The following is a 13,132-nucleotide window of genomic DNA, read 5'->3' as shown; positions in this document are numbered from 1 at the left end:
CTCTACTTCTTGGGAGCGAGCTGCTCGATGATCGCCTTCGCGACGTCCTGCATAGTGAGACGACGGTCCATGGAGGCCTTCTGGATCCAGCGGAAAGCCTCGGGCTCGCTCAGCCCCATCTTCTCGTTGAGCAGACCCTTGGCCCGGTCGACGAGCTTGCGGGTCTCGAAGCGCTCGACCATGTCGGCGACCTCTGCCTCGAGCGTGATGATCTGCTCGTGGCGGGCCAGGGCGATCTCGATCGCCGGAAGGAGGTCGTTCGGCGTGAACGGCTTCACGACGTAGGCGAGGGCTCCGGCCTCGCTGGCACGCTCGACGAGCTCCTTCTGGCTGAACGCCGTCAGGAGCACGACCGGGGCGATGTTCCCCTTGTGCAGCTTCTCGGCCGCGCTGATGCCGTCGAGCTGAGGCATCTTGACATCCATGATGACCAGGTCGGGGCGGAGCTCAGTGGCCAGAGCGACCGCGGTCTCCCCGTCACCGGCCTCGCCGACCACATCGAAGCCGTTGTCGCGGAGGATCTCGACGATGTCGAGACGGATCAGCGACTCATCTTCGGCGACGACGACGCGTCGGGGTGCGGATGACGTGGGCTGCTCAGCCTGCTCTTCTTGCTCTGTCACACACCCATCCTAGTGGAGTGCCCCTGTCTGCAGGCCTCAGGCGCTCGGCGCGGACGGTCGCGCCTCCTGCTCTGCGCTAAAGTCGTAGACGCGACACACGAGCCGGCGTGGCGGAATGGCAGACGCGGAGCACTCAAAATGCTTTGTCCGAAAGGGCGTGTGGGTTCGAGTCCCACCGCCGGCACCCAACATCGATCGAACGAACGCGCGAATTCCGGCGCGGGCGACTGATCGACTATTCCGCGAGCACCGCGAGCTCCGCCAGAACGCGTGGATGCGCGAGGATCCGGAAGTGCCCGCCCGTATCGAGGCGCACGTTCTTGGCGCCGGCCAGTTCGCTGCCTTCGGGGATGTGAGGGTCGAACGCCGCGTACACCGAGACGATCCGCTCGTTCACCGTCACCTGCTGCGCCAGATCCACGATCGACGGGTCGAGCGGTGAGAACGCACGAAGCGTTCTGGAGAGCATCAACCGCGCATAGCGCGACCCGCCGAACGGTGCGGCGATCGCGAGCATCGACCGCACGCGCGTGCCCGCCGGACCGGTCATCACGGTCTTCCCCGCAAGGCCGCCCTTGCTGTGCGCGACGAGGATCACGTCTTCGAGCCCGCGCTCCTCGAGGAACGTCGCCACGACCGCGGCCATCTCGGCCACAGGACGCTCGTTCCGGTGGAGCGCGTCGACGATGTGCACCGGATGACCACGTTCATGCATCGCGACGACGAGCGGCTGCAGGAACCGCCAGGTCTCGTAGACGCCGGGGAGCACGACGATGTGTGCAGCATCTCCGGAGACGAAAGACGACGGATCGGTGCGGTCGAATGCCGCACGGACCTGCCAGTACCCCGCGTACGCGTAATCGGCTATCCACCATCGCGCGTTCCTCAGCACGCCGATGACGGCCTCCTTCGACGGCGATGCGTTTCCATGCCTGAAAGCTACCCGAAGCGGACGACAGAGGGGGCAGGACCGAAGTCCCACCCCCTCTGGATGACGTACGTCAGACGCCGGCCTTGTAGATCGGCGCGGCACCGCGGATCGCATCGCCGACCTTGTGCACGCGAAGGTCGTTCGTGGATCCGACGATTCCGGGAGGGGAACCGGAGATCACGACGACCTTGTCCCCTTCTTCTGCCAGACCGTTGCCGAGCAGGTACTCATCGACCTGGTGGTACATCAGGTCGGTGTGCTGGACCATGTCGACCAGCGTCGAGCGGATACCCCACGTCAGCGCCATGCGGCGACGGATGCCGGGCTCCGGGGTGAAGGCGATCATCGGGATGCGCGAGCGCAGACGCGACAGGCGACGGGCGGAGTCACCGGACTGCGTGAAGACGCAGAGGAACTTCGCGTCGACGAACTCGGCGACCTCGAGCGCGGCGAGGGTGATCGCACCACCCTGCGTGCGGGGCTTGGTCGTGAGCGGCGCGATGCGCTCCAGGCCGTGCTCCTCAGTCGACTCGATGATGCGCGCCATGGTCTCGACCACGACGACCGGGTAGTCTCCCACGCTGGTCTCGCCCGAGAGCATCACAGCGTCGGCGCCGTCGAGCACGGCATTCGCGACGTCAGACGTCTCGGCGCGAGTCGGCACAGGGCTGTTGATCATCGACTCGAGCATCTGCGTCGCGACGATGACCGGCTTCGCCATGCGGCGGGCGATCTCGACGGCGCGCTTCTGCACGATCGGGACTGCCTCGAGCGGCAGCTCGACACCCAGGTCGCCGCGGGCCACCATGATCGAGTCGAACGCGTCGACGATCTCCTCGAGCGCGTCGACCGCCTGCGGCTTCTCGACCTTGGCGATGACGGGGACGCGGACGCCCTCCTCCGCCATGATCTCGTGGACGCGGATGACATCGGCGGCGTTGCGCACGAAGGACAGCGCGATCAGGTCGGCGCCGATGCGCAGACCCCAACGGAGATCCTCCTCGTCCTTCTCGCTCAGCGCGGGGACGTTCACGGCGACGCCGGGCAGGTTGATGCCCTTGTTGTTCGAGACCGCTCCGGCCACGATGACCTTGGTGGTGACCGTCACACCGTCGGTCTCGACGACCTCGACGCGGACCTTGCCGTCGTCGATGAGGAGGAAGTCACCGGGCTTGACGTCCTGCGGGAGCCCCTTGAACGTCGTTCCGGAGATCTCCTTGTTGCCGATGATGTCCTCGGTGGTGATCTTGAAGATGTCGCCCTTGGCGAGTTCGTAGGGTCCGCCTTCGAACTTGCCGAGACGGATCTTCGGACCCTGCAGGTCGACGAGGATCGCGACGGGGCGACCAGCGTCCTCAGCGGCACGGCGCACGTTGGCGTAGTTGTTCTCGTGCACGGAGTAGTCACCGTGGCTGAGGTTCAGTCGGGCGACGTCCACGCCCGCATCGATCAGTGCGCGCACCGTCTCATAGGTGGAGGTGGCGGGGCCCAGGGTGGCGACGATTTTCGCGCGTCTCAAAGATTGCTCCAGGGTAGAAGTGGGGGATGGTGAATCAGGCGACGGTGCCGGCCTCAGCCTACGCGGGCTGGAGTCCGATCGCGACATCGCTCGGACGCACCGGCTCCGGGAGCACGGTGGTGCCCATCAGGAACCGGTCGACGTTGGCCGCGGCTGCACGCCCCTCGGCGATGGCCCACACGATGAGCGACTGTCCACGGCCGGCGTCGCCGGCGACGAACACGCCCGGCACCGTCGACTCGTAGGAGGAGTCGCGCCGGAACGCACCCCGATCGGTCACCTGGGGAAGCGTCTCCTCGGTGTAGCCGTCCTGCTCCGGTCCGGTGAAGCCCATGGCGATCAGGATGAGATCGGCCGGGATCTCCCGCTCGGTGCCGCTCTTGGGCACGCGCCGACCGTCGACGAACTCCGTCTCCGCCACGCGCAGTGCACGGACCTCGCCGACGTCGTTGCCGAGGAACTCGACGGTGGAGGCGAGGAACACGCGCTCTCCGCCCTCTTCGTGAGCGGAGGAGACCTCGAACAGGGTCGGCATCATCGGCCACGGCTGGTGGTCGGGACGGGTGTCGCCCGGCTGCTTGCCGATCGCGAGGTTGGTGACGCTGAGAGCGCCCTGCCGGTGCGCGGTTCCGATGCAGTCCGCACCCGTGTCGCCACCGCCGATCACGATGACGTGCTTGCCCTCGGCGCTGATCTGATCCGTGACCTTGTCGCCCGCCACCGCGTGGTTCGACTCGACGAGGTACTCCATGGCGAAATGGACGCCGTCCAGGTCGCGGCCGGGTATCGCGAGGTCACGCGGAACCGTGGAGCCTGTGGCGATCACCACCGCGTCGTACCGGGCGCGCAGGTCCGGCCAGGAGATGTCCTTGCCGATCTCGACGCCGGCGCGGAAGCGGGTGCCCTCCTCCTGCATCTGGCGAAGGCGGGACTCGAGCTGCGTCTTCTCCATCTTGAAGTCGGGGATGCCGTAGCGCAGCAGTCCGCCGATGCGGTCGTCACGCTCGAAGACCGCGACGGTGTGCCCGGCACGGGTGAGCTGCTGGGCGGCGGCAAGCCCCGCAGGACCGGAACCGACCACCGCGACCGTCTTGCCCGTCAGCCGCTCCGGCGGCTCCGGCTCGACCCAGCCCTTCGAGAAGGCCTCGTCGATGATCGAGACCTCGATCTGCTTGATCGTCACAGCCGGCTGGTTGATACCGAGCACGCACGAGCTCTCGCACGGCGCAGGGCAGAGCCGCCCCGTGAACTCCGGGAAGTTGTTCGTCGCGTGCAGGCGCTCGATCGCCGCGCGACCCTCGCCTCGCCACGTCAAGTCGTTCCACTCCGGGATCAGGTTGCCGAGCGGGCACCCCTGATGGCAGAACGGCACGCCGCAGTCCATGCAGCGCCCTGCCTGACGGCGCAGGACCTGCTTGTCGCCGGGCTCATAGACCTCTTTCCAGTCCATGATGCGCACGGGAACGGGACGACGCGCGGGAAGCTCCCGCTCGGTCACCTTCAGAAAGCCTTTGGGATCAGCCACCGGTCACCTCCAGGATGCGGTTCCACACGATGTCGCCGTCGGGGTCGATCCCCTCGGCCAGCGCCTCCTCGCGCATGCTCCGCACGGCGGCGAAGTCACGAGGGAGCACCTTCACGAACTCTGCGGCTGCCGCCTCGAAGTTCTCGAGAAGACCCGCGGCCCGCGGCGACGCGGTGCGCTCGACGTGCGCGACCAGCAGGCTCCGCAGCACTTCGAGATCCGCGCGGTCGAGCGACTCGAGGAGCAACTCGCCGCTCCCGAGCGACTGCGCGTTCACCTTGCTGGTGTCGAGGGCGTGCACGTAGGCCACTCCCCCGGACATCCCCGCGCCGAAGTTCCGCCCGGTCGAGCCGAGGATCACCGCGAGCCCACCGGTCATGTACTCCAGAGCGTGGTCGCCCACGCCCTCGACCACGGCGGTCGCACCCGAGTTGCGGACGAGGAAACGCTCGCCGACGACGCCCGAGATGAACATCGTCCCCGAGGTCGCGCCGTAGCCGATCACGTTGCCGGCGATCACGTTCTCGTGCGGCGCGATCTTGGAGCCTCGCGGCGGTCGGATCGTGATGTCGCCGCCCGAGAGCCCCTTGCCGACGTAGTCGTTGGCATCGCCCTCGAGCCGCAGGACGATACCCGGCGGCAGGAACGCCCCGAGCGACTGACCGGCGGTGCCGTGCAGAGTCACATCGATGGTGCCCTGCGGCAGACCGGCTGCTCCGTGCCGTGACGTCACCTGATGACCGAGCATCGTCCCCACCGCACGTTCGGTGTTGGCGATGGGCAGCTCGACCACGACGGGCTCGCCGTTGAGCAGCGCGCCCTTCGCGATGTCGATCAGCTTCACGTCGAAGTGCTTCTCGAGCTCGTGGTCCTGGGTGCGTGCGCTGCGACGCGGTTCGCCTGCCGGGAACACCGGGCCTTCCAGCACCGGAGTGAGGTCCAGCCCCTCGGCCTTCCAGTGCTCGACCGCGGCGTTGACCTCGATGAGGTCGGCACGGCCGACGATCTCGTCGATCGAGCGGTAGCCGAGCTCGGCGAGGAGCTCGCGCACCTCTTCGGCGATGAACTCCATGAAGTTCACGACAAACTCGGGCTTGCCCGTGAACCGCTCGCGCAGAACCGGGTTCTGCGTGGCGACACCGACGGGGCACGTGTCCAGGTGGCAGACGCGCATCATGATGCAGCCGCTGACGACGAGCGGAGCGGTGGCGAAGCCGAACTCCTCCGCGCCGAGCAGCGCACCGATGATGACGTCGCGGCCGGTCTTGAGCTGGCCGTCGACCTGCACCACCACGCGATCCCGCATGCCGTTGAGCATGAGCGTCTGCTGCGTCTCCGCGAGGCCGAGCTCCCACGGTGTGCCCGCGTGCTTCAGCGAGTTCAACGGGCTCGCACCTGTTCCACCGTCGTGACCCGAGACCAGGATCACGTCGCTCAGCGCCTTCGCGACACCGGCCGACACCGCGCCGATGCCCGACTGGCTCACCAGCTTGGTGTGGATGCGGGCCTCGGGGTTCGCCCTCTTCAGGTCGAAGATCAGCTGCTTCAGGTCTTCGATCGAGTAGATGTCGTGATGCGGCGGCGGGGAGATCAGTCCCACACCGGCAGTGGCGTGACGGGTACGCGCGACCCAGGGGTACACCTTGGTCGGAGGCAGCTGGCCTCCCTCGCCGGGCTTGGCACCCTGGGCGAGCTTGATCTGGATGTCGTCCGCCTCGGTGAGGTACAGGCTCGTCACCCCGAATCGCCCCGACGCGACCTGCTTGATCGAGCTGCGACGCTCGGGGTCGACCAGGCGGTCCGGATCCTCGCCGCCCTCACCGGTGTTCGACTTCGCGCCGATGCTGTTCATCGCGACGGCGAGCGTCTCGTGCGCCTCCTTGGAGATGGAGCCGTAGCTCATCGCCCCCGTGGAGAAGCGCTTGACGATGGCGGAGACGGGCTCCACCTCGTCCAGCGGCACGGGCTTGCGAGTGCCGGTGCGCAGCGTGAACAGTCCGCGCAGGGTCTTCAGCTCGGCGGCCTGCTCATCGACGAGCTTCGTGTACTCGCGGAAGATGTCGTAACGTCGCGTCCGCGTCGAGTGCTGCAGCTTGAACACCGTCTCCGGATTGAAAAGGTGCGGAGAGCCGTCGCGGCGCCACTGGTACTCGCCGCCCGTCCAGAGCCTCTCGTGCGCACGTGCTGCCGCATCCTCCGGATAGGCGTAGTCGTGGCGCGCCTGGTTCTCGGCGAAGATCTCCTCGATGCCGATGCCGCCGAGCTTCGACTCGGTACGCGTGAAATACGCGTCGATGAACTCCTGGCTGAGGCCGACCGCCTCGAACACCTGAGCACCGGCATAGGACGACACGGTGGAGATGCCCATCTTCGACATGATCTTCAACACGCCCTTGCCGAGCGCGTAGATCAGGTTCTTGACGGCCTTCTCGGTCGTGATGCCCGTGATGTAGCCGGTGCGCACGAGGTGCTCTACCGTCTCCATCGCGAGGTACGGGTTGACGGCGGAGGCACCGTAGCCGATCAGGGTCGCGACATGATGCACTTCGCGGACGTCTCCGGCTTCGACGATGAGACCGACCTTCATGCGGTTCTCGCGCCGGATGAGGTGGTGGTGGATCGCCGAGACCATGAGCAGTGACGGGATCGGTGTCAGATCCTTGTTCGAGTCACGGTCCGACAGGATGATGAACTCGGCACCGTTCTCGATGGCCTCGTCCACCTCGGCGCACATCTCGGTGAGCCGGTCGGCGAGCGTCTGAGGGCCGGCGTCGAAGTGGTAGAGGCCGCGGATCGTCGCGCTCGATCGACCGGGCATGGCCTTGTCGATGTGGCGGATCTTCGCGAGCTCGTCGTTGTCGATCACCGGGAAGTCCAGAGACACCGTACGCGTGTGCTCTGGCCCCCAGGTGAGCAGGTTGCTCTCCGGCCCGAGGCCCAGCTTGAGGCTCGTGACGACCTCTTCGCGGATCGAGTCGAGCGGCGGGTTGGTCACCTGGGCGAACTGCTGGGTGAAGTAGTCGAACAGCAACCGCGGACGCTTGCTGAGCACGGCGATCGGCGTGTCAGAGCCCATCGCGCCGAGCGGCTCGACACCGGTCTGACCCATCGGCGTGAGGAGGATGCGGACCTCTTCCTCGGTGTAGCCGAAGGTCCGCTGACGACGGGTGATCGACGCCGGCGGGTGCACGATGTGCTCACGCTCAGGAAGCTCGGCAAGACGCACGGCGCCGGCGTCGAGCCACTCCTGCCACGGGTGCATCGTGGCGAGATCGTGCTTGAGCTCGCTGTCCTCGATGATCCGACGCTGCGACGTGTCGACCAGGAACATCTTGCCCGGCTGCAGGCGGCCGCGACGCTTGATGCGCTCCGGTTCGAACTGGAGAACGCCGGTCTCGGATCCGATGACGACCAGTCCGTCGGTCGTCTCCGTCCAGCGTCCAGGACGCAGACCGTTGCGGTCGAGCGTCGCGCCGACGAGGGTCCCGTCCGTGAAGATGAGAGCGGCCGGTCCGTCCCACGGCTCCATCTGGTTGGAGTGGTACTCGTAGAACGAGCGGAGCTCCGGAGAGATGTCGGCCTGCTTCTCGTACGCTTCCGGCACCATCATCATGATCGCGTGCGGCAGGCTGCGCCCGGTCAGCGTGAGCAGCTCGAGCACCTCGTCGAACGAGGCGGAGTCGCTGGCGCCGTCGGTGCAGATGGGAAGCAGCGGCGTGATGTCGCCGAGGAGCTCGGATTCCAGCTGCGATTGGCGGGCGCGCATCCAGTTGCGGTTGCCGCCGACGGTGTTGATCTCGCCGTTGTGGGCGAGCATGCGCAGCGGCTGCGCGAGCGGCCACGACGGGAAGGTGTTCGTGGAGTAGCGGGAGTGCACCACGGCGAGCTCCGAGGCGAAGCGCTCGTCCTGCAGGTCGGGATAGAACGGCTCGAGCTGCAGGGTGGTGACCATGCCCTTGTACCCGAGGGTGCGGGCGGAGAGCGAGACGAAGTAGGCACCGAGTTCGTGACCGGCGCGCTTGCGCAGACGGTAGGCGACGCGGTCGAGCGCGATGCCCGTGAGGGGCGCATCGGAGTGCGTCGCTCCGCCCGCGCTGACGAAGAGCTGCTCGAACGCGGGACGCGCCTCATCGGCGAGCTTGCCGAGGTTCTCGTTGGCCGTGGGCACCTCACGCCAGCCGAGGACGCGAAGCCCCTCGGAACGGGCGATCTTCTCGATGCCGGCCTTCTGCTGGCGGCGCTCGCTGGAATCGCGAGGCAGGAACGCCAGTCCTGCGGCGTACTCCCCCACCGGCGGCAGTTCGAACCCGACCACGGCGCGGAGGAACGCATCGGGCATCTGCGTCAGGATGCCGGCGCCGTCCCCGGTGCCCGCATCCGAGCCGATGGCTCCGCGGTGTTCCAGGTTGCGCAGGGCCTCGAGGGCCAACGCGATGATGTCATGCCCGGCTTCGCCGCGCAGGGTCGCGACCATGGCGAGGCCGCAGGCGTCCTTCTCGAACGCCGGGTTGTACATGCCCTGCTTCGGGGGGTATGCGCCGGAGGCGCCGTAAGGGGGCTGGAAGTACACCAGTTACCGTCCTCAGATCTTCGAGTGAAACCCGGGGACGACGTCGGCCCGCTCGTTCAGTGCAATGGTTCTCCCGCTACGAGGCGGCGTTATCGAGAGCCGTCCTCGCTCGTGGGAGCAGTGCTTGTGGCGGTGGCTCCTGCGGTGACTTCTTCGGCCGGAGGCTCGCTCACGTCTACGAAGTCAGAGGTATTGTCCTGCGATTGTACAACAGCGTCCGGGTCGGTCCGTTCGCGACCGGGCTGGTACGGCGACGGCTCCAGTCCGGGGTGACGACGCGTCTGCACGATGAGGATCGCGACACCGATGAGCACGCCGATGATGGCCGCGAGGACGTTGCTGCGCAGGCCCAGGATGATCTCGCTCGGATCGATGCGGATCGACTCCCAGAGGATGCGACCGGCGCTGTACCAGATCAGGTAGATCGCGAAGAGGCGACCCCACTGGAAGAAGAGCTTGCGACCGAGCCACAGCAGGACGATGACGCCGAGACCGTTCCAGATCACCTCGTACAGGAAGGTGGGGTGGAACAGCGTGCCCTCGGGAAGTCCAGGGGGGAAGGCCGAGTTGGTGGACGGGATCTCCAGACCCCAGGGCAGATCGGTGGGAAGCCCGAAGAGTTCGTTGTTGAACCAGTTGCCGAAGCGACCCATGGCCTGTGCCAGCAGCAGACCGGGTGCCAGCGCGTCGGCGAACGTCCAGAAGCGGATGCCTGTCCAGCGGCACCCGAGGTACGCGCCGATGGCACCGCCGATGAGCGCGCCGAAGATCGCGATGCCGCCCTCCCAGATGGCCCAGACGGAGCCTGGCTGGAACGGGTTCCAGGTGTTGATACCCTCGCCGAAGTAGTCGTTCGGGTGGGTGAGCACGTGGAAGATGCGCGCGCCGATGATCGCCAGCGGCACTGCGAGGATCGAGATGTCGATCACGACCCACGGCTCCGCTCCACGCTTGGTGAGGCGGTGGTTGGTCAGGAACGTCGCGGCGATGATGCCGGCGATGATGCACAGCGCGTAGAAGTGGATCCGGATCGGCCCGAGGTCGAAGTACGAGACCGTGGGGCTCGGGATGCTGGCGAGCACGTTCGTGAAGGTGCTGTGGAGCGCGAGTGACATGAGTGCGATTCTAGTTCTCGTGATCGGGGCGTGCCGACGAAGTGCCGGAGGCCAGGTTTCGGGTGACTTCTGCGAGGGCCGGTACTCCGCCGTCACGCAGAGCGCGGACGAGCGCTGTGCCGACGATGGCGCCGTCGGCGTACTCGGAGACTCCGGCGATCTGCTCGGCGGTGGAGATGCCGATTCCGACGCAGGCGCGGTGAGCTCCGTGCGCCCGCAGGCGCCCGACGAGGGTGCGGGCAGCGCGGTCGAGTTCGGCGCGCTCCCCCGTGATGCCCATCGTCGAGACCGTGTACACGAACCCCGTGGAGGACTTCACCACCAGGTCGAGTCGTTCATCGGAGGAGGTCGGCGCCGCCAGGAACACCCGGTCGAGGCCGGTCCGCTCGCTGGCTGCGATCCACTCCCCTGCCGCGTCCGGCGTGATGTCCGGCGTGATGAGCCCGGCACCGCCCGCGGCGAGCAGGTCATCCGCGTAGCGATCGATGCCGTACTGCAGAACAGGGTTCCAGTAGGTCATCACGAGCACGGGGACATCGGTGGCCGCCGTGATGGCGCGGATCGCCGTGAAGAGGTCGGCCATCCGGAAACCCGCAGCCAGAGCCTTGGTGGTCGCCTCCTGGATGATCGCGCCGTCCATCACCGGGTCGCTGTACGGCGGTCCCAGCTCGATGATGTCGACGCCGTTCTCGGCCAGGGCGATGGCTGCCTGGATGCTCGTCTCGAGATCGGGGAAGCCGACGGGCAGGTACCCGACGAAGGCGCTGCGGCCGGCGTCCTGCGCACGCTGGATGGCTTGTTCGACGCGGCTCACAGCTGCGGTTCCCCCTTCGCGATGCGTTCTTCCTCTTCGCTCTCCTGCTCGACGTCGTGGGCCAGAGCGGCCTCGTCGTAGAGCTGGAAGTAGCGGGCCGCGGTGTCCATGTCCTTGTCGCCGCGACCGGACAGGCAGACGGCGATCAAGCCGTCGGGACCGAGCTCGCGACCGATGCGCAGTGCCCCGGCGAGGGCGTGTGCCGATTCGATGGCGGGGATGATCCCCTCGGTCCGGCTGAGCAGACGCAACGCCTGCATCGCCTCGTCGTCGGTCGCCGGGATGTACTCGGCGCGACCGATGTCGGCGAGCCAGGAGTGCTCGGGGCCGACACCGGGGTAGTCGAGACCGGCCGAGATGGAGTGGGACTCGATCGTCTGGCCGTCGGCATCCTGGAGGACGTAGGTCTTCGCACCGTGGAGCACGCCAGGGCGGCCGCGCTCGATCGATGCCGCGTGCTTCTCGGTGTCGACGCCGTCGCCGGCGGCCTCGACCCCGTAGAGTCGGACACCCTCGTCGTCGAGGAACGCGTCGAACATGCCGATCGCATTGGAGCCACCGCCGACGCACGCCATGACCGCATCGGGAAGCCGTCCCACTTCGTCGAGCAACTGCGCGCGGGCCTCTTCGCCGATGATCTTCTGGAAGTCGCGGACCATCGCCGGGAACGGGTGCGGACCCGCCGCCGTGCCGAAGATGTAGTTGGTGGTCTCCACCGAAGCGACCCAGTCGCGATAGGCGTCGTTGATCGCGTCCTTGAGCGTGCGCGAGCCGGAGGTCACCGGGACCACCTCGGCGCCGAGGAGGCGCATGCGAGCCACGTTGAGCGCCTGCCGTTCGGTGTCGACCTCGCCCATGTAGATGGTGCAGTCCAGACCGAACAGCGCTGCCGCCGTCGCCGTCGCCACGCCGTGCTGTCCGGCACCGGTCTCCGCGATCACGCGGGTCTTGCCGAGGCGCTTGGTGAGCAGAGCCTGGCCGAGCACGTTGTTGATCTTGTGGGACCCGGTGTGGTTGAGGTCTTCGCGCTTGAGGAAGATGCGCGCACCGCCGGCATGTTCGGCGAATCTCGGGACCTCGGTGATCGCGGAGGGGCGCCCGGCATAGGAGCTGAGCAGATGCGCGAGCTCGTCGCGGAACGACGGGTCGACGATCGCGGCCTCGTAGGCCACCGTGAGCTCATCGATCGCCGCGATGAGCGACTCGGGCATGTACCGCCCGCCGAACTCGCCGAAGAAGGGGCCGTGCTGGTCGCGCAGGCTCATCATGCCTCCAGGAAACTCTTGAGGGTGGCGACGGGGTCGCCGGTCACGAGCGCCTCGCCGATCAGCACGACGTCGGCGCCCGCGGAACGGTAGTGCACGACGTCAGCCGGAGTGAGCACCGCCGACTCCGCGATCTTGACCGCCGTGTCGGGGATGCGCTCGACCAGGCGCCCGAACAGGTCACGATCGAGTTCGAGGGTCTTCAGGTCCCGCGCGTTGACGCCGATCAGGGGGGCGCCGAGGTCGACCGCGGCTTCGAGCTCGTCAGCGGAATGCGTCTCGACGAGCGGCGTCATGCCCAGCTCGCCGATGAAGCCGAAGAGATCACGCAGCACGTCGGGCTCGAGGCCGGCGACGATGAGCAGGACGAGATCGGCGCCGGCTGCACGCGCCTCGAGCACCTGGTAGCGGGACGCGATGAAGTCCTTGCGCAGCACGGGGAGCGAGACCCGCGCCGTGACCGCCTCGAGGTCGGCGAGGCTGCCACCGAAACGACGCTCCTCCGTGAGCACGCTGATCGCGGACGCACCGCCCGTCTCATACAGCGATGCCTGAAGAGCCGGGTCGGGGATGTCGGCGAGTGCGCCTCTCGAGGGACTCGCACGCTTGACCTCGGCGATGATCTTCACGCGATCCGCAGGCGCGAGGAACGAGAGTGCGTCCTTCGCTGCGGGACGGGCGAGAGCGTCTCGCTCGAGGGCGGCCAGCGGTCGCGACAGGGCGCGACGCTCGGCGTCTGCGACAGCGCCGGCCGTCAGGTCGGCGAGCAC

General features: G+C 67.4%; 9 protein-coding genes and 1 tRNA gene. 1 reads left to right on the top strand and 9 read right to left on the bottom strand.

Annotated features, from left to right (window positions below; all coding sequences use genetic code 11):
- Positions 1-2 precede the first annotated feature (2 nt).
- Positions 3-623 (bottom strand): ANTAR domain-containing response regulator, encoded by a 621-nt coding sequence (locus AX744_RS06550; RefSeq protein WP_017830602.1) that lies wholly within the window; start codon positions 621-623, stop codon positions 3-5.
- 101 nt (positions 624-724) lie between these two features.
- Between AX744_RS06550 and AX744_RS06545 the strand changes: the two genes are divergently transcribed.
- Positions 725-807: transfer RNA gene (locus tag AX744_RS06545), tRNA-Leu, on the top strand.
- Between the two features lie 51 nt (positions 808-858).
- Here AX744_RS06545 and AX744_RS06540 read toward each other — a convergent pair.
- From AX744_RS06540 to trpC, 8 genes are all read right to left on the bottom strand, one after another.
- Entirely contained in the window at positions 859-1,515 is a 657-nt protein-coding gene (locus AX744_RS06540) for an esterase/lipase family protein (RefSeq protein ID WP_231728750.1), read from the bottom strand.
- 109 nt (positions 1,516-1,624) lie between these two features.
- The gene (pyk, locus tag AX744_RS06535) at positions 1,625-3,073 is read right to left on the bottom strand and encodes a pyruvate kinase (protein WP_061015909.1); all 1,449 of its coding nucleotides are present in this window, start codon (positions 3,071-3,073) and stop codon (positions 1,625-1,627) included.
- A gap of 58 nt (positions 3,074-3,131) precedes the next feature.
- Positions 3,132-4,598: a glutamate synthase subunit beta gene (locus AX744_RS06530; protein ID WP_046747120.1), complete on the bottom strand. Its 1,467-nt coding sequence runs from the start codon at positions 4,596-4,598 to the stop codon at positions 3,132-3,134.
- Positions 4,591-9,114 carry a glutamate synthase large subunit gene (gene gltB / locus AX744_RS06525; RefSeq protein ID WP_127012969.1) on the bottom strand — a complete coding sequence of 1,508 codons (4,524 nt, stop codon included), beginning with the start codon at positions 9,112-9,114 and terminating at the stop codon, positions 4,591-4,593. The genes AX744_RS06530 and gltB overlap by 8 nt, the downstream gene beginning before the upstream one ends.
- A gap of 143 nt (positions 9,115-9,257) precedes the next feature.
- Positions 9,258-10,283: a prolipoprotein diacylglyceryl transferase gene (gene lgt, locus AX744_RS06520; protein ID WP_046747122.1), complete on the bottom strand. Its 1,026-nt coding sequence runs from the start codon at positions 10,281-10,283 to the stop codon at positions 9,258-9,260.
- A gap of 10 nt (positions 10,284-10,293) precedes the next feature.
- Positions 10,294-11,097 (bottom strand): tryptophan synthase subunit alpha, encoded by an 804-nt coding sequence (trpA, locus tag AX744_RS06515; RefSeq protein ID WP_046747123.1) that lies wholly within the window; start codon positions 11,095-11,097, stop codon positions 10,294-10,296.
- A complete protein-coding gene (gene trpB / locus AX744_RS06510) occupies positions 11,094-12,362 on the bottom strand; it encodes a tryptophan synthase subunit beta (protein WP_046747124.1) in 1,269 nt (422 codons plus the stop codon). Before trpB ends, trpA begins: the two co-directional genes overlap by 4 nt.
- On the bottom strand, positions 12,362-13,132 hold the full coding sequence (trpC, locus tag AX744_RS06505) for an indole-3-glycerol phosphate synthase TrpC (protein ID WP_171010952.1): 771 nt from the start codon (positions 13,130-13,132) through the stop codon (positions 12,362-12,364). The genes trpB and trpC overlap by 1 nt, the downstream gene beginning before the upstream one ends.

This window comes from Microbacterium sp. CCH5-D1 (assembly GCF_001557335.1).
Classification (GTDB): domain Bacteria; phylum Actinomycetota; class Actinomycetes; order Actinomycetales; family Microbacteriaceae; genus Microbacterium; species Microbacterium oxydans.
The sequence above is the reverse complement of the archived record's forward strand: the minus strand, read 5'-3'. Positions and strand labels throughout refer to the sequence as shown.

Excerpts from the sequence above, each read along its gene's own strand:
- trpB (WP_046747124.1), bottom strand. The coding sequence starts at position 12,362 with ATGAGCCTGCGCGACCAGCACGGCCCCTTCTTCGGCGAGTTCGGCGGG.
- gltB (WP_127012969.1), bottom strand. The coding sequence starts at position 9,114 with ATGTACAACCCGGCGTTCGAGAAGGACGCCTGCGGCCTCGCCATGGTC.
- lgt (WP_046747122.1), bottom strand. The coding sequence starts at position 10,283 with ATGTCACTCGCGCTCCACAGCACCTTCACGAACGTGCTCGCCAGCATC.